Source organism: Coleofasciculus sp. C1-SOL-03 (genome assembly GCF_040220555.1).
Taxonomy (GTDB): domain Bacteria; phylum Cyanobacteriota; class Cyanobacteriia; order Cyanobacteriales; family Coleofasciculaceae; genus Coleofasciculus.
The window spans coordinates 116,384-134,707 of sequence record NZ_JAVJUO010000194.1 but is presented as its reverse complement, the minus strand read 5'-3'; the positions used below and the strand labels follow the sequence as shown (position 1 = coordinate 134,707).

General features: G+C 47.0%; 14 protein-coding genes and 1 pseudogene. 9 read left to right on the top strand and 6 right to left on the bottom strand.

The annotated features are described in order from the left end of the window. Positions 1–1,484 precede the first annotated feature (1,484 nt). The 4 genes from RIE73_RS29940 to RIE73_RS29925 form a co-directional block, all read right to left on the bottom strand. Entirely contained in the window at positions 1,485–1,781 is a 297-nt protein-coding gene (locus tag RIE73_RS29940) for a hypothetical protein (RefSeq protein ID WP_446404639.1), read from the bottom strand. Continuing rightward, the gene (locus RIE73_RS29935) at positions 1,781–2,191 is read right to left on the bottom strand and encodes a hypothetical protein (protein ID WP_446404638.1); all 411 of its coding nucleotides are present in this window, start codon (positions 2,189–2,191) and stop codon (positions 1,781–1,783) included. Before RIE73_RS29935 ends, RIE73_RS29940 begins: the two co-directional genes overlap by 1 nt. Positions 2,192–3,573: 1,382 nt before the next feature. Continuing rightward, on the bottom strand, positions 3,574–5,187 hold the full coding sequence (locus RIE73_RS29930; RefSeq protein ID WP_446404637.1) for an iron uptake porin: 1,614 nt from the start codon (positions 5,185–5,187) through the stop codon (positions 3,574–3,576). Between the two features lie 128 nt (positions 5,188–5,315). Next, entirely contained in the window at positions 5,316–5,564 is a 249-nt protein-coding gene (locus RIE73_RS29925) for a hypothetical protein (protein ID WP_446404636.1), read from the bottom strand. 284 nt (positions 5,565–5,848) lie between these two features. Here RIE73_RS29925 and RIE73_RS29920 point away from each other — a divergent pair. After that, positions 5,849–5,926: pseudogene (locus RIE73_RS29920) on the top strand (Uma2 family endonuclease); the annotation flags it as partial. A gap of 45 nt (positions 5,927–5,971) precedes the next feature. Here the strand turns inward: RIE73_RS29920 and bchD are convergent. Beyond that, entirely contained in the window at positions 5,972–7,999 is a 2,028-nt protein-coding gene (bchD, locus tag RIE73_RS29915; protein ID WP_446404635.1) for a magnesium chelatase ATPase subunit D, read from the bottom strand. Between the two features lie 413 nt (positions 8,000–8,412). Here bchD and RIE73_RS29910 point away from each other — a divergent pair, with 413 nt between their 5' ends. Then, the gene (locus RIE73_RS29910) at positions 8,413–8,691 is read left to right on the top strand and encodes a hypothetical protein (RefSeq protein ID WP_446404634.1); all 279 of its coding nucleotides are present in this window, start codon (positions 8,413–8,415) and stop codon (positions 8,689–8,691) included. 10 nt (positions 8,692–8,701) lie between these two features. On the opposite strand, the gene RIE73_RS29905 is transcribed toward RIE73_RS29910, so the two are convergent. Next, positions 8,702–9,889, bottom strand: a complete 1,188-nt coding sequence (locus RIE73_RS29905; protein ID WP_446404633.1) for a sensor histidine kinase — start codon at positions 9,887–9,889, stop codon at positions 8,702–8,704. 166 nt (positions 9,890–10,055) lie between these two features. Between RIE73_RS29905 and RIE73_RS29900 the strand changes: the two genes are divergently transcribed. The 7 genes from RIE73_RS29900 (at position 10,056) to RIE73_RS29870 (ending at position 18,182) form a co-directional block, all read left to right on the top strand. Continuing rightward, positions 10,056–11,108, top strand: coding sequence for a YihY/virulence factor BrkB family protein (locus RIE73_RS29900; protein ID WP_446404632.1), 1,053 nt, complete (start codon positions 10,056–10,058; stop codon positions 11,106–11,108). A gap of 139 nt (positions 11,109–11,247) precedes the next feature. After that, a complete protein-coding gene (locus RIE73_RS29895; protein WP_446404631.1) occupies positions 11,248–11,721 on the top strand; it encodes a hypothetical protein in 474 nt (157 codons plus the stop codon). Between the two features lie 165 nt (positions 11,722–11,886). Further along, a complete protein-coding gene (locus RIE73_RS29890) occupies positions 11,887–13,356 on the top strand; it encodes a CBS domain-containing protein (protein WP_446404630.1) in 1,470 nt (489 codons plus the stop codon). Continuing rightward, entirely contained in the window at positions 13,346–14,281 is a 936-nt protein-coding gene (locus RIE73_RS29885) for a response regulator (RefSeq protein WP_446404629.1), read from the top strand. The genes RIE73_RS29890 and RIE73_RS29885 overlap by 11 nt, the downstream gene beginning before the upstream one ends. A gap of 201 nt (positions 14,282–14,482) precedes the next feature. Then, positions 14,483–15,529: a DJ-1/PfpI/YhbO family deglycase/protease gene (locus tag RIE73_RS29880; protein WP_446404628.1), complete on the top strand. Its 1,047-nt coding sequence runs from the start codon at positions 14,483–14,485 to the stop codon at positions 15,527–15,529. A 78-nt stretch (positions 15,530–15,607) separates the two neighbouring features. Continuing rightward, positions 15,608–16,264 (top strand): phosphoribosyltransferase, encoded by a 657-nt coding sequence (locus RIE73_RS29875; protein WP_446404627.1) that lies wholly within the window; start codon positions 15,608–15,610, stop codon positions 16,262–16,264. Between the two features lie 577 nt (positions 16,265–16,841). After that, positions 16,842–18,182, top strand: a complete 1,341-nt coding sequence (locus RIE73_RS29870; protein WP_446404626.1) for an erythromycin esterase family protein — start codon at positions 16,842–16,844, stop codon at positions 18,180–18,182. Positions 18,183–18,324: the final 142 nt, after the last annotated feature.

Below are 18,324 nucleotides of genomic sequence, written 5' to 3'. Positions count from 1 at the left end.
TTTAAAGTTTGTAGTTTGTCGTAAGGGATGCGAGCCGACTTTGCTTAAATTACAGACCCCTTGAACAAATTGAGTTCAAAAGCGCCATTGAATAAAGGGCGGGTTTTGTTGTTCAGTTATTGTTAAGCCACCCAAGTGAGTTCCTAAACCCGCCCCTACAATAGATTGATATTTTTTACATTAGTGCCGTAGGGTGGGTTAGGCGGCATTTAATAGAGCGAATAACCATTCAATGAGCTATCCAACCTAGCCCACCGATGTTCAGGTGGGAATTTTTTTAAAGTTTGTAGTTTGTCGTAAGGGATGCGAGCCTATCTTTGCTTAAATTACAGAGCTCTTGAACAAATTGAGTTAAAAAGCGCCATTGAATAAAGGGCGGGTTTTGTTGTTCAGTTATTGTTAAGCCACCCAAGTGAGTTCCTAAACCCGCCCCTACAATAAATTCGTAATTGTATCAACTAATCTAGTGGAGCGATCTAACTGTTCAAGGCAATAATAATTTTGATCTAATACCGAGTTGCGTTCTATCATGTCTAGGACGAGCGAAGCGCAGAATCTGGAGAGATGCTTCGTTTCGTTCCTCCGCTTCGCTCCGGACTCCCGGAACCATGTCAAATTCTACCTTAGACTGGAAATTAGTATAACGCCCTGAAGCGTCAGGTATTGCATCTAAATGTGTAGGGGGGGTTTTACTATTTCAAAGGAAATAATCACGTTTTGATGAAACACAATCCACTGTAGGGGCGCAAGGCTTGCGCCCTAATTGCTAATGTGCGCCCTGATGTTTATCCTGGAAACAATTATCAACCGCGTAGGGTGGGTTAGGCGGGACTTCAACTGAGACAGAAACCATTTAATGATCTGTCCAACCTAACCCACCGATGTGCAAGTGGGGAATTTTTTAAAGCCATTAAATAAAGGGCGCACGCCATGCGTCCCTACGTTAAAATCCCCAATTAAAATCATCGCTCCATCGGGGGACTGGACACCGATGGAGCGGTGAGTTAATTATGTACTATACCAAATCCGCCTTGGGAACCTCTTTTTTGCCCTGGCGACTAGAAGTCGCAGCTACACAAACAAAGTCCGCCTGCGCGGACTACGTTATAAAGGGGGTGGCTAACCATGATTTGGTATTATACGTAGGGGCGCACCGACACGCGCCCTTGATTTAATGATGTGTACCCTTGATTTAATTAGCGCTTGTAGCAAAAAGCCTGGGAACCCCTGTTGGCTAGGGTGAAACGGGATAGAAAGAGAGGGTGCGATCGCGTAAATCACCAATGGATTATCTGGTGGCGTAATTATACCCTTTCCCCCTAATATTGGCAACGATTAATGTGTAGGGGCGGGTTTAGGGACTCAATTGGGCGGGTTACCGATAACGGAACCACAAAACCCGCCCTTTATTTAATGGTGCTTTTGATTCCAATATCTGTCCAATCAGGCATTACATTTATTTCCCAATCTGCTGCTAAATTAATCTAGTTTTGTAGGATGTACTGACCAATAATTTCCTTGAGGTATTGAGGCGCTTCAATTGCTATTGCTGCTCCCAAATCAGGACGGACAACCCACCACCATATTAGAGTTTCCAAACGGCTTGGGGGTTCATCATTAGGACACCATTCAATGTAGCCTTCATTCACACCAATTATATTGGCACAAAGGTCATTGGCTAGGGTGACACGCTGGTCGAGTTTGTTGAATTCCACAACATCTTGCCAACGGACTTCCGTTGGAATTGAATCTAAAATGGCTTGTATATCTAGGGTAAGCATTAAACTGTTCCTCCAAAAGCTCGAATAACTCGAATGCCAAAGTCTTGTTGTTCTTCAAAAGACTTACTGTTGATCCACTCTCTAACGGTGATATTCGATAAGCCAGTTAGATCGGGTTGTAAAGAATTGTAGAAATTGCTGATTTCCTGGTGAATTGAACCTTTCCCATGGGGGAGTCGGACAAGATTACCTGTATTATGAATAGCTTCGACACCAAATTGTTGTAAATTTGAAGTGGTTTGTCCGACGATATGATGCCAAGCTTTTCCTGTACCAGCAGCGCCCATTGTTCTTTTGAATTCACCAAATGTTTTAAAGCCTTGACCAGACCTCCTGGGGGGAATTACTGTTCTTGATGCTAGTTGTCTAGCAAGTTGTTTAGCTATTTCCTGTCGGGTTTCGTCTGTCACTTCGGTTAGTTTGATTGCACTCCTCTACTTAATTTTATACTTAGCGATCGCGCCTTGAATCAAAAGCCTGTGAACCCTTGTTTGCGAGGGTGAAGCGGGATAGAAAGAGAGGGTGCGATCGCGTAAATCACCAATAGATGATCTGGCGGCGAGATTACACCTTTCCCCCTAATATTGGCAACGATTAATGTGTAGGGGCGGGTTTAGGGACTCAATTGGGCGGGTTACCGATAACTCAACAACAAAACCCGCCCTTTATTTAATGGCGCTTTTGAACTCAATCTGTCCCAGGGTTCTGTAATTTAAGCAAACACAGGCTAAGGTTTTCTTACTGCAAACTACGAACATCGGTGGGTTACGGCGGATACCTCATTGAATGGTTATTCGCTTCTATTAAATTCCGCCTAACCCACCCTACTGCCATGACCCAGCTAAAATTGTGCAATAGATTTTACTGTTAGAATGGGCGCACGCCGTGCGCCCCTACAATTCTAATTCACCATTTTAGGTGGGTCAGCCCACTACGGGGTTGAGCAGTTTTTCCAGGATAAATATACCTTAGCCTGTAAACCCCTTTGGCTACGGGTGAATTGGGATAGAAAGAGAGAGTGCGATCGCGTAAATCACCAATGGATTATCTGGCGGCGTAATTACATCTTTTCCCCCTAATATTGGCAACGATTAATGTGTAGGGGCGGGTTTAGGGACTCAATTGGGCGGGTTACCGATAACGGAACCACAAAACCCGCCCTTTATTTAAGGATGCTTTTGATTCCAATATCTATCCAATAGTTGAATCAAGTGCGATCGCGTAAATCACCAATGGATTATCTGGCGGCGTAATTACATCTTTTCCCCCTAATATTGGCAACGATTAATGTGTAGGGGCGGGTTTAGGGACTCAATTGGGCGGGTTACCGATAACTGAACAACAAAACCCGCCCTTTATTTAATGGCGCTTTTGATTCCAATATCTGTCCAATAGTTGAATCAAGTGCGATCGCGTAAATCACCAATGGATTATCTGGCGGCGTAATTACATCCTTTCCCCCTAATATTGGCAACGATTAATGTGTAGGGGCGGGTTTAGGGACTCAATTGGGCGGGTTACCGATAACTCAACAACAAAACCCGCCCTTTATTTAATGGCGCTTTTGAACTCAATTTGCTCAAGGGTTCTGTCATTTTAGCAAAGATAGGCTCGCATCCCTTACTACTAACATCGGTGGGTTACAGCGGATAGTTCATTAAATAATTACCGCCTGAATTAAATTCCGCCTAACCCACCCTACGAATTATACAATTTTCAACATATCTTGGTCAGGGCGCACGTCGGTAATTAGGGCGCACGTCAGTGCGCCCCTACCATCCCGACAGGTTAATTAAAATCGCAATGTGGTTCGTATTGTGCCAATGAATGCATCATCGTTATCGCTATTATGATCCGGTGCAGTTAGCCAAATTATCCCTGGTGTAATGGTAATAGTATCGGTTAATTTATATTGGTAGAATGCTTCTAGATGGAGGGAGGTACTCGGATCATCAATGCCTAAATCCTTCAGGCGATCGCTTCCGGTGACTTTGGGTTCCATCCCGACGATAAATCCGCCGAGATTGCCTGTTTTGCCCAAATCTGGTAAGGCTAATGTTAGCGCCCAATACCACAAATTAGCATCCCCTTCATCAATAACCTTGGCGGTGGTATACCCCGCCCATCCTCCCACCACAAATCGGGGATTAAGTTGTACCGAAGCGGCGAGGTTAAAGGAATTGGTGACGACGGGTAAGTCTAATTGATTGACTAAATTAGTATCCTGACTGCCAACTTGCCAGTCTTGGTTATAGGCATTAACATAAGTCAAGCCAATTGTAGCGCGATCGCTCGGCTTGTAGGTGACTTGGGCTAATGCGCCATAAGCCCCATCAAATAAGCCGTTACCGGGTTCCGGATTTCCGCTATTTCCGGCTAAATAACCCAAGCTGATGTCTAAGTCATCATTTACCCGATGTCTTACCCCCAAACCCGCCCCATTGACGAGATAATAAATCGGAGGACGAGTAGCAAAACGAGACACCGCCCCACTTGCACCATCCCCATCTAGATAAGGGTTAATCGTATCGGTAAAGTCATCTGCATCTCCCCCATTCGCCGCGATGACGACTTGTGTCTGACTGCCGATGGGAAAACGGTACAATAAAGCATCAATCTCTAAGTCACTATCCCTAGCCCCAGTAAAAGATAGTTCCCCTTCCGGTGTACCTGTGCGACGTTCCAGACGCCCTAACCCTTCCGCTTGCAGTCGGGTTCGCAGTAAATCTCGACCCGTGAAACTGGTGTCTAAATTTAAGCGGGTACGATGTCCCAATGTGGTAACCGTATCATCCTCAGTAATAATCCCCGCCGCGCCAACAATCACTTCCCCATCTAGTTTGGTGGTTGTCGAAAACTGCGTCAGTTCCAGTTCCCGAGTCCGGGCGGTGAGGGCGTCTACATCTCCCCGTAACAGAGAGAGTTCTAAGACAAATTCATTGGTTAACTGTTCCAGGGTGGCTAAGTCTGCGGGCGGAACATTGCGTCCTCTGGCAATTAATGCTTGAATTTGATCCAAAGCTTGACGTAATCCGGCGGCAAATTCGTAGCGAGTCATTGACCGATTGCCCCGGAAGGTGTGATCAGCATACCCTGTCAGTATGCCATATCGTTCGATGAGCGATCGCAAGGCAGTATATGCCCAGTCAGTCGGTTGGACATCCCGCAACTGGGAAACATTCGTCACTTGCTCTAAGCTATTATTATTATCCCCGTACTGATTAATGGGGTCTAAAGGATTTTCGGTAAAACCACTCAACTCATTCTCTAGAGTTTCTCCTAAGAAACAAAATTCCCCTACACCATCACACTCTTGCACCTGAATCTCTTGTGCCGTAACCGTTCCAGCCCACAGCAGCCAAACCGCGATCGCTGGACTCATCCGCAGCAGCAAAAGTTGTTCCATTTTTCAAGTTCTCCTCACATCATATCCTAGTTACATCCTTACACTTTGACGCAGACAAGGCAGATGCTATAAGGTAGATTGCAGAAGTGGTAGAAGGAAAAAGTACCCCTGGTTAAAGACAACTCAGATCAAGTCCGATTGAATTCTTTTCTATCAATCCCATGCGCTTCATACCAATGAATTTCAGTTTCACAGATAGTGCCATCGCCAAGGCAAATTCTAGCAATTCCTTCTACCGGGATGCGAGAGGGAAATAGTCCCGCCGAAATCATTCTGGCAATCGCTGTATTAATGGGTGCGATCGCGGGATTGCTGAATGTCTTGGTTCCGGTGATGCGGAAAGAGTCGCCCAAGTAGCAAGTAGTGGCATGGCACACCTTATTTGATGAATTAGAATTACGCCCGGAAACTGTAGGGGCGCAAAGACTTGCGCCCGATTCAATGATAAAATCTATTCCACCATTTTAGCTGTGCCACGCCAGTAGGGTGCGTTAGCGGGGCAATAATTTAGGGGAAACTTTAATGAATTGTGTTCCCCGCGTAACGCACCAACACAAATGGATAATATAAATAATCGCGTTTTAAACGTTGATAATCTCGGAAAGTGCGATCGGCTAACATATAGCAAAAGGCAGAGGGCAGAAGGCTCCAAGGGAAAAGATTGTCAAATCCGGCTGAGTTATCCGGTGAGGAAGTCTTACCGGGTTTTGTGTTGAATTTGTGTCGGGTGTGGGGTTAGCGCGATCGCACTTAAGGTGGGCAATGCCCACCCTACATTGCACAATCACCCGGATTTCATATCCGCGATCGCATTCTTCGTCATTGACGCAATGGCTTTATCCGTGGCTTTGGGTAAATGATAGTATTTCCCCCCGGCTTGCTTGGCTAATTCCTTGGCAAACCCTGTGGAGACAAACTTGTTCTCGGTATCAATCACCAATAACTGAATCCCCATTGCCCGAATTCTTGCCGCTATCTCCAATAATTCCCCTTTAATATCCGGCTTTTCGCCTTCAGGTAGCGGTTCACCCAGAGAACGGGCTAAGGGAATATTCCCGCGTCCATCGGTAATCGCCACAATCACGATTTGACCGATATCTCCCGACATTTTGGCATTCGTACCGACGCGCACCGCCTGGGTTAATCCATGTGCCAAGGGAGAACCTCCCCCACAGGGTAAGCGATCTAACCGTCCTCGTGCCAAGGCAATGGAACGGGTAGGCGGTAATAACACCTCAGCCTGTTCACCGCGAAAGGGAATCAGGGATACTTGGTCACGATTTTGATAGGCTTCGGTCAACAGTTGCATTACCGCACCCTTCGCCGATTGCATCCGGTTGAGTGCCATGGAACCCGACGCATCCACCACAAATACCACCAACGCCCCAGCTTTGCGGGCGAGGCGTTTGGAACGCATATCCCCCGATTCGACGATAACTTTGCGGTTCGGCTGGCGTTCCCGGCGGGCTTTCTGATAGGGTGCAGCCGCCCGTAATGTGGCATCCACGGCGATGCGTTTGACGGCACCTTTGGGAAGTATGGGTTTGACATAGCGCCCCCGATCCTCGGAGAAGATAATGCTGCGCGTTCCTGATTTTCCTTGCCGTTGCGCCATTTGAGCGAAGTAGAGAACACTGGGATCGAGAACCACACCCTCGGTATCAAAGACGAATTCTTCCGGGATGCTGGGGGGTTCTTGTTCTTGTTCTGGTTCCTCTTGATCCTCTTCTTCCTCCTGCTGATCCTCCGGTTCATCTTGATCTTGAGACGACTCATCCTGGGGCGGTGGGGGTGGAGGGGGTGGTGGCGGTTCCTCTGGTGGGGTCTGGACGATGGTAGAACGGGGGACAATCACCAATTCCACGGCGCGTTTCAAATCGTCAGCACTGACCGTCTGACGCCCATCTAGGGCGGCTGAGGCTTTGGCGACGCGCACGGCAAAGAGTTCCGCCCGATGCCCTTGCACGCCACCCCGCAGGGCTTCTTCCACGAGATAAGCAATTTGGTCAGATGTAATTTGGACGTCTTTGAGCCATTCCCGTGCCAGGATAATATCAGTTTTCAGGTTATCGATGTCTTCGTTATATTGACCGAGAAAGGCTTGGGGTGAACTCGTGTACGCGATCGCTTGTTCGACGGCTTGCACTCGCTGATCCAAAGCCAATACCCCATCAGCCGAGAGGGTTATGGCAATTCTATCCAGTAAATGCTCTCGTAGGGGTCCTTCATCGGGGTTATAGGTGGCGATTAATAAAGGCTTGCAGGGATGCTGAAAACTAATCCCTTCCCGTTCGATTTGGTTGCGCCCGTCGGTGAGAACGCTTAACAGTTGGTTGGCGATTTGGTCATCCAGGAGGTTGATTTCATCAATATATAACACCCCCCGATGTGCCTGTGCCAAGAGTCCAGGTTGAAACACAGGTTCCCCCTGTTGGACTGATTTCTCCACATCCACGGAACCCAAGAGGCGATCTTCAGTTGTCCCCAGGGGGATTTGTACAAACGGGGCGGGGATAATTTCCGTCTCCACGGTTTCTGGTGTAACGCCTTGGGCTAAAAGCTGATCATCCCATTCTTGCGGATAACGGGGATGACAATTGGAGAGGGAACCCTTGACCACTTCAATCGGCGGGAGTAGGGCGTGAAGGGCGCGTGCCATCACGGATTTCGCCGTTCCCCGTCGTCCCGCGATCGCGACTCCTCCTAATCCGGGGTCAACCGCCGCCAATAGCAGCGCTAATTTAATCGCTTCTTGCCCAACAACAGCCGTTAGGGGAAAATTGGTTGCTGGGGCAGAGTTCAGCACAGGCATAAGGCAAGCATGACACTATCAGTTTTTCAGCATACCGCGTCCTGGAGCGGTTTGGACGGTTAGCGGAAAAATCTCGTGCATGAGGGAGATGGGGAAGATGGGGAAGATGGGGGAGATGGAGGAGATGGGGTAGATTATGTAGGAGCGGGTTTCACTACTATCGTTTGAAATGGTGCGTTACGCTACGCTAACGCACCCTACACCCGCCCCGACCTAACCGTTCAATTATCACAAATGACGTAGCTTGCTGTTCAAGGGCAGCGAGTTCTTCACCGTTCACGTTAGTTTAATTGTTGTGTAATATTCTTGTATAATATTCATCCACACGCCAAGTAACAATTCGTTTTAGTAAATGGCTGGATCGGGTTGGGGCGTCTTTGCCCTATTATCGCGGGTATTTAACCTCGAAAGGCATGGACAATAAACCTGAAGCTCAGTTGAATACAATGTCAGTGAAGCCGTTATTTTTGCATACTGAACTTTGTCACTCTTGTAACCGAGCCTATCAGATCTCGCAGCGGGTGGAACAATTGGGTGTATGCGTGGCGATTGTTTTAGCAGGGTTGGCAATTTTGACGGATGGTTCGGGGATGCAAATGGGAGCCGTGTTGTTGGCAGTTGCAGCGTTAATTGTTACCCTTGGGGCTAATCAACTTAAACATCGCTTTGAAATGTATTCAGACTCTCATTGAATCAGGGAACTTAGAGGATTACAGGTAAAATTACCTTAAAGGTAGAACCCACATTAATCTGAGAGTCAACCTCTATTTCCCCTTGCAAAAGTTGCACCAACCGCCCCACAATTGCCAGCCCCAATCCGGTACTATCGGGTAAGCGTTTAGTATGAGAACCACCGCGAAAATAAGGGTCAAAAATTTTAGCTTGGTCTTCTGGAGCAATACCAATCCCGGTATCGGTAATCGCGATCACAAAATGATTAAATTGCTCATTTTGATTATTACACTCAACCTGGCAGGTGATGGTAATGCTTCCCGTTTCCGTGTAACGAATGGCATTACTGACCAAATTGGTGATAATCTGTTCGAGTCGCAAGGGATCAGTCGTAACTTGCTTCGGCGCTAGTTCGTAATCTACCGTTATTGTTAGGTCTTTTTCACTAGCTGAGGGCGTTAACGTATCGACCACATTGCCGATCAACGCGCAGACATCAATGACCTCTGGCTGCAATGTTACCTGTCCCGCCTCATGACGAGAGACTTCTAAAGCATCGTTGATTAAGTGTAAAATTTGTCGCCCATTTCTGAGTACCCGCTCAATGTGATCCAGACTGACAAATGTGTCTTGGGTATTGTGTTGACGTAGAAATAGATCAGACGATATTAGAATTGACTGTAGCGGATTTTTCAAATCATGGGCTAAATGGGATAAATTATCTCGATGAGTGTCTACTAAGCGGGTGAGTTCGTGATTGGTGAGGTTGACTTGACTTTGCAGTTTTTCTAACTCCTGCAATCGTTCTTCTGTATAACTGTTGAAACAACGACCAATCACTTCATCCAGTGCCATATCAATGATCCGGGTGGCTTGCAAAACTTGAGCGCTCGATCCTCGCAAGAGATCCGGTTCTAAATGAGCAAAGATAATCTGGCGCAGAATTCGATATTCTCGCGCGACTTCGGTGGGATCGTAGCCTTGTTTAGCTCGGATTACCCCATGTTCTAAACTTTTCTCGACAATTGTTTGATGTGCGCCATTTTCACAGTCAGAAAGGATTTTGGCGATGGCTCGCAGCACCGAGGGTAAACCATCCAGTACCGCCTTATAGGTAAGTTCACGGGTACTCTCAAGTTCCCCATCTTGGCGAACCGCTTCCACCCAGTTGTTGACGATTGAGTCCAGTTTATTCAGTAATTCTTGACTAAAATCCATGGTTGAGCCGGATCATTGGAGATTGCCAAAGGTAAGCAGAATGCAATCTAGTATAGGTCTAAATTTCTAACTTTGGGGGGTTGCGCTTATATCCTTAAGATTTTATAAAGATTAATAATTGATGATTGAAATGTGATAATAGAAATCCCTCGCGGAGTTATTGGTGATGAAATTTAAGGTTATTGGAGAACTGCTCAAGGAAACGATTCAAGAATGGCAAGAGGATAAAGCGTCACGGTTAGCCGCCGCCTTAGCCTATTACACGGTGTTTTCCCTAGCACCGTTGTTGATTATCGCGATCGCGATCGCGGGTTCGATTTTTGGTCCGGAAGCCGCACGAGGGGAGATTGTCGAGCAAATTCAAGGTTTGGTGGGTACTGAGGGGGCTAAGGTGATTGAAACGGCGATTCAAAATGCGAATCGACCAAATGTTAGCAGTATTGCCTCAATTATCAGTATTATTGTGCTGCTGTTTGGTGCATCGGGAGTCTTCGCTCAACTGCAAGATGCTTTGAATACCGTTTGGGGAGTACAACCGAAACCTGGACGACCGGTTAAAGGTTTTTTACAGAAACGGTTATTGTCCTTTTCGGTTGTGCTGGGGATTGGCTTTTTACTCTTAGTGTCTCTAATTGTCAGTGCGGCATTATCGGCGTTGAGTAATTATGCTAGTGATTTACTTTTTGGTGTCGATTTTCTCTGGTCACTGTTAAACTGGGTACTGTCTCTAGGCGTAATTACGCTGCTCTTTGCGATGATGTACAAGTTTCTCCCGGATGTGAAAATTAGCTGGGGAGATGTCTGGATTGGTGCGAGTATTACTGCCCTACTTTTCACGATTGGCAAGTCTTTAATTGGTATGTATTTAGGGCGAGGAAGTTTTGGCTCAACTTATGGCGCTGCGGGTTCATTAGTGATTTTTCTGGCTTGGGTTTACTATTCAGCCCAAATTCTGTTTATCGGGGCAGAATTTACCCAGGTTTATGCCAGTAAGTTTGGCTCAAACATTGTTCCGGATAAGCATGCGGTTCAACTGACTGAAGCTGATCGGGCAAAACAAGGAATTGCTCATACCGAAGCCCTGAAAAAAGCGACCGGAGATTCAGAACAGTCCTCAAAATCCGAGTCTGGGAAGCAGTCGGGTAATGCGGGAGCTAAAGCTTTGAAAACTTACCATGATGTTGCCCGAAAAATGGGACTCGATAAAAAAAGCAAATAAGGGTTATTTGTCATTTGTCATTTGTCATACTCACTGCCCTTGAGAAGCAAGCTACGTCATTCGTCAGGGAACAGGCAACCGTAGGGATTTGAGAAACCTGGTGGATTACTAATTTGACCCCACTACGAGATAGTAACGGGTGACTCAACAGATTCGCCAGGGTAGAGACGTAGCAGGCTATGGTTCTACATCGCCGATAATTATTGCTTTAAGTGCTAGTGTAATAGAAGCAGAACGGTTAACAGCCTTAGAGGTGGGCTGCACGGATTTCATCACTAAACCGTTTCACGACTCGGATTTATTTGCTGCCATACGCCACCATCTGGGAGTCAGGTTTATCTGTGACAAACCCGAAGAAACTCCCATGCCAACGGAGACAATTCGCTTAATCTCTGATGATGTGGCTATCCTACCGACAGATTGGCTATCATCGTTTCACCAAGCTACCCTGGATGGAGATTTTGAGGAAATGTTAAGCTTAATTGAACAAATCCAAGATCAGAATCAAACCTTAGCCAATACCCTAACCCATTTGGCTCATAATTTCCAGTTTGAACAATTACTGGATGCCACCGAACCTTGGGCAAGTCAATCCCTCACCAATGACGAATGACGTAGCTGGCTTCTTTTCGGGAGTGAATTCTCCACCGTTAACTTTTATTGTCCCTACCTACTTATTAATAAATCAACGGGGCATTAGCCCTACTCTATTATAGACCTAAAAATAGATTATAATTTCCAGAACTATCAGGTTACCTAAAAAGCAAACTACAAAACCATGTCATCTCGTAGTCCCCTCTTGCAAGCATTATCCCAATCCCCAGCCCTTGATCGCCAGCCTCTAAGAGTGACTCCGCAAATGCGGGTAACGGAGGTTATGGATCAGCTTCATCAACGTCAGAGTAGTTATGCTTTAGTCATCCAAGAAAACCAGTTGATTGGTATTTTCACGGAACGGGATGTTGTCCGCATTGCCGCCCAACAGATGGCGTTAGACAGTTTAACCATTGAATCGGTGATGACGCCTGATCCGATTACCATTTCCACGGATCAACAGGACAGCATTTTTTCGATTCTTTACCTATTGCGCCAGCATAATATTCGTCACTTGCCAGTCATCGATGAAAGGGGTCAAATGATTGGCGTGATTACACCTCAAACTATTCGAGAGGTGATTCACCCGACAGACTTATTGAGATTCAAACGAGTGGGTGAAGTCATGAATACCCAAGTGATTCAGAATTCTGCCACGGCGTCTCTACTCGATATTACGCAACAGATGGTGACGCACCATAAAAGCTGTATTGTGATTACGGAAACATCAAACACGACTGATATTGTTCCGATTGGAATTGTTACCGAACGGGACATTATTCAGTTCCAAAAACTGGGCGTAGACTTTGCCACCACGACCGCCGAAACGGTAATGAGTCACCCGATTTTGCCAATTTACGTTAATGACTCGATGATGCTGGCAAATGAAATGATGAAACGCCATAAAGTTCGCCGTTTAGTAGTGGTCGATGAAGCCAAACGATTAGCCGGACTGATTACCCAAACGACCATCCTGGAAGCGCTTAATCCCCTAGAAATGTATACTACCATTGAAATATTGCGGCAACAAGTAGATGAACGAACCCAGGAGTTAAGCCAAGCCAATGAACAATTGCAGCAAGAAATCCGCCTCTATAAGCAGTTAGAGAAAGAACTGCAACACGCCAAAGATGAAGCCGCCGCCGCTAACCAAATTAAACGTGCCTTCTTAGCCAATTTAAACCATGAATTTAGAACCCCTCTGCACGCCGTTCTCGGCTTTTCTCAACTCCTGCGCCGTTCCGAATGTCTCTCGGTTGAAGAGAAAAAAAATGTCGGTATAATTTACAGTGCTGGAAAACATTTGCTGGAACTGTTGGAAAACCTGTTGGAATTAGCCAAAAGCCAATCCACTCATCTAGCGGACGATGAGGTTGATTTTGAACTGTCTGATATGCTACCTCCGGTTTCCGAATCGCCGGTGACGATTACCTTAACGCCAAAGGATCTGGCTGATTTACCCAGGGATTGGCGAAAATCGCTCCATCGAGCCACCATTGAAGGCGATTTTGATGTAATGTTGATCCTAATTGAGCAAATTCGCGATCGCCATGAATCCTTAGCCAATGATCTCTCCACTTTAACTCATGAATTTAAGTTTGATTACCTATTAGCCTTGACCCAACCACCTCCTGACGAAGATAATGACGATTGAGTCACGTTCTCCATACAAAGGGACAATTTTAGTAATTGACGATATCCCTGATAACTTGCACTTATTAACGGAAATGTTAACCCAGCAAGGGTATAAAATCAGGATTATTCCCAATGGACAACTGGCGCTGAAATCAGTAGCGAACAATCCGCCGGATTTAATTTTACTGGATATTGTCATGCCAGATATGGATGGCTATCAAGTATGTCAACAGTTGAAAGCCTCGGCAAAAACCCAAAACATTCCGGTCATTTTTTTAAGTGGGTTAAATGAAACCTTGGATAAGGTCAAAGCCTTTGAAGTGGGTGGGGTAGACTATATTACGAAACCCTTTCAAGTGCAAGAAGTGTTAGCACGCCTTGAAAGTCAATTGCGCCTAAAACGGTTACAACAGCAACTTATCCAACAAAATATCCAACTGCAACAAGAGATTCAGGAACGCCAGCAGGCAGAAATTGCCCTGAGTGATAGTGAGAAAAAATATCGCCATCTAGTTGAAGCCTCACAAGACTTAATTTGGTCAGTTGATTGCCATGGAAATTACACCTTTGTCAATCCAATTGTGCGAAATGTTTATGGCTACTTTCCCGATGAAATGCTGGGACGTTCGTTTACCGACTTCTTGGCACCAGAATGTCGAGAAGCGGATGTCAATCTTTTTAGAATCCCCCGCGTCCCTTCACTTCGTTCGAGGGCAAGTTTAACCGGGGGAGAAGTCAAGACTAAACAAGTGGGCAGTGGTACAGGTTTGGGTTTATCCATTAGCTACCAAATTATCGTCGAGAAACACCAAGGACAACTCTCTTGTGTGTCCACCCCAGGGGAAGGGACAACCTTCCTGATCGAGATTCCGATCAAGCCGCGATCGCAACAGCCAATAGAACTCCCCTTAAATGACATGGATCTTGCGAAGGAAATTAGCTAAAGTTTTGGGTTGTTCAGGTATCTATCTGTAGGTTGACGAATTTCTGGTATCTAGCGATCTAATCTAATAGAAGCTTAAACCAATAATTAAGCCGTCTATTCAGGATTTACTGCCATCTTGCACCTGTTAAGAATAGACGAAACAGCAGATACCCTAAACAAGTGCAGCCTGAGAACCCTCTGCCTTGGAGCCTTTTTAATCATGACTGTAACCTCCTCCACTCCCTCCAAACGAATCGCTGTTTTAATCGAACAACAGTTCGAGGATATGGAGTTTCAAGTCCCGGTAACTGCCCTGCGTACCGCCGGGGAGGATGTGGTGATACTGGGGTCTTGCCTCAAGGATGAGTACAAAGGCAAGCGAGGTAAAGTTATGGTTAAACCCGATGGCACCACCTCTGAATCCCGCGCCCAGGATTTTGATGCCGTGATTATCCCTGGTGGGAAGGCACCTGACAAGATGCGGGTTAACCGGAATACCGTGCTATTTATCAAGGATGCCATGGCAGAAAATAAATTAATTGCTGCCGTTTGCCATGGTCCGCAATTGTTAATTGAAGCGGATTTGCTCCAGGGTAAACAGGTGACAGGGTTTCGGGCGATTCGTAAGGATCTGGAAAATGCCGGGGCGACGTATATTGATAAACCTGTCGTCATTGATGACAATCTGATCACCTCCCGCAAACCCAGCGATTTGCCGATCTTCACCGCCGCCATCCTGACTCACTTAGGTCATGGCGCGGATATACCCCACCCCGATAACCCTGCCATTGAATGGTGGCACTATGGGCAACAGTGGAATGGATTGAATAAAGGGGAGATTGTCAAAGGACTCGGCGTGGCGCTGCGTGACGAACAAAACACGCTGAAAGCGTTTGAGAGTTACGCCCAGAGGACTTCGGAACAGGAGACGCGATCGCTGTTTAAGCAAGTCTGTGCCTCGAAACGGGATCATGTCCAGATGCTCAAGCAGCGTTTAAATAAGCTGGTTGAACCCGACTATTGGGACACGTTTGGAATGCCAACGGATACCGAACCCCAGCAGGGGGAGCAATCCAGCGACGAATTAGCCCTGATGCGGCAGGCGTTGGGCGATTTGCAAACAGCAGTGGTAGATGCTTACAGCCTGGGTAGTAAACTCACTGACCCCGCCAGTGCTGAAATTTTAACTCAAATCGAGAAAGACAGTAGTCAGCAAGAACAGCGTCTGGCTCAACTGTATCAGGCGAAATTGGGTGCTGATACCTAGAGGATGTTCAGGCAAAACGCCACCGTTCTCACCTGACTGAATTAGTGGTCTAAAATTTGTTGACAATTTAGGATAATTATGCTGTTCAAAAATAGACAAGAAGCAGGTCAAAGACTCGCCAGCGACCTAAAAGAGTATGCCAACCGCCCGGATGTGATTGTTTTGGGATTACCCCGTGGGGGTGTACCTGTAGCGTATGAAGTGGCTCGAGGACTCGATGCGCCTCTAGATGTGTGGCTGGTTCGTAAATTAGGCGCACCGGGTCATGAAGAATTAGCCATGGGCGCGATCGCCAGTGGTGGTACGCGCATTTTAAACAAAGACGTGGTGCGATCGCTGGGTGTATCCGAGCAAGCGATTGACAAAGTGGCAGCAAAAGAGCAACAAGAATTAGAACGGCGGGAAAAGGCTTACCGAGGGGATCTTCCGCCTCTAGAGTTGCGCGATCGCACCGTACTGTTGGTGGATGACGGGTTAGCCACAGGGGCATCGATGCACGCTGCTGCCGTTGCCTTGCGACAGTACGATCCCAAGAAAATCATTGCCGCTGTCCCCGTTGCCGCCCCCGAAACCTGCCAGGAATTTAAAGTAGAGGTAGACGAAATTATCTGTACTGAAACACCCCAACCGTTCTACGCGGTAGGTCTGTGGTACAACAAATTTGACCAAACCACTGACCAAGAAGTGCGCGACTTGATGGAGCGTGCAGCCAGTCAACAACCGGCTAAAGCTTAAGTAGGTGGGGACAATTAAAGGGATCGTCATTTGTCGTTTGTCATTTGTAAGGGTTTAGGGACAATTGTAGGGGCGGGTTTAGGGACTCAATTCAAATATCCACCAATAACGGAACAACAAAACCCGCCCTGTCTCACCAATAACGGAACAACAAAACCCGCCCTGTCTCACCAATAACGGAACAACAAAATCCACCCTGTCTCACCAATAACGGAACAACAAAACCCGCCCTGTCTCACCAATAACAGAACAACAAAATCCACCCTGTCTCACCAATAACAGAACAACAAAACCCGCCCTGTCTCACCAATAACAGAACAACAAAACCCGCCCTGTCTCACCAATAACGGAACAACAAAATCCACCCTGTCTCACCAATAACGGAACAACAAAACCCGCCCTGTCTCACCAATAACAGAACCACAAAACCCGCCCTGTCTCACCAATAACAGAACCACAAAACCCGCCCTGTCTCACCAATAACAGAACAACAAAATCCACCCTGTCTCACCAATAACAGAACAACAAAACCCGCCAAATTATCAGACGTTAAGACGTTATAGATTATAAGATTACCATGCCTACAAAAACTAAACTGACCGATGCTGTGCGTCAAGCCGCACATCCTATTTCCGGGACATCATCAGACTATGATGCCCTACTCGATCAGATCGGGGATGCTCGTTTTGTCCTCATCGGTGAAGCCTCCCACGGCACCCACGAATTTTATCAACAACGGGCAGAAATCACCAAACGGCTGATCCAAGAGAAGGGATTCACGGCTGTCGCCGTGGAAGCCGATTGGCCCGATGCTTATCGGATTAATCGCTACGTTCGAGGTGTTAGTGATGACCCCGATACTATCGACGCCCTAGCCGATTTCCAACGTTTCCCCACTTGGATGTGGCGTAATGCCGATGTATTAAATTTTATCGGCTGGCTGCGAGAGTACAATGATGCTTTACCGCAGGATGCGACAAAAGCCGGGTTTTATGGCTTAGATCTCTACAGCCTCTATACCTCAATTGAAGCTGTTCTCAAGTATCTGGAGACCATTGATCCAGAAGCAGCCGCCCATGCGCGTTATCGTTACTCCTGCTTCGATCACTTTGGTGAAGATACCCAAACCTACGGATATGCAACCAGCATTGGCATGAATCAACCCTGTGAAGATGAGGTGGTCGATCAACTGGTGGAATTACGACGCCGTGCGGCGGATTATGCCCAACGAGATGGGCGTATTCCCGAAGATGAATTCTTCTATGCCGAACAGAATGCCAGACTGATTAAGAACGCCGAAGAATACTATCGTTCCATGTTTCGGGGTCGAATTTCCTCCTGGAATTTACGCGATCGCCACATGGCGGAAACCCTGAACCAATTGGTGACTCACTTTGAGCAACAGGGTCAACCCACGAAGGTTGTGGTTTGGGAACATAACTCCCACCTCGGCGACGCTAGAGCCACCGATATGGGCGCGGCTGGGGAACTGAATGTTGGTCAACTGGTGCGTCAGCAATACCAGGACGATGCCTTCCTGATTGGCTTTAGTACCTACACCGGAACCGTTACTGCTGCATCCAACTGGGGTGCATCAGCGGAACGCAAGCAAGTACGTCGAGCGTTATCGGAAAGTTATGAAGCCTTGTTTCATCAGACCGGACAGCCGAACTTTTGGCTGAACTTACGGGAGCAAAACCCCGCCGTGCAAGGGTTACACAAGCGCCGCTTAGAACGTGCGATCGGTGTGATTTATCTGCCCCAAACCGAGCGTGTCAGCCATTATTTCCAGGCGCGATTACCGGAACAGTTTGATGCGATTATCCATTTTGACGAGACTCGCGCCGTTGAACCCTTAGAGCGCACGCCTCAATGGGATCGAGGTGAAGCCCCCGAAACCTTCCCCATGGGCGTGTAATTTTAGCCGGTTGTCGGGACAGATAAGGCAAAAGGCAGTTAACCAGCCAGTGGTTTAAACCACTGGCTAAAAGCTTAAGTCGTCTAAAGACGACTGGATCAGGTGTTTGGGCTTACTTACTGACAAGGTATGAACGAGTTAA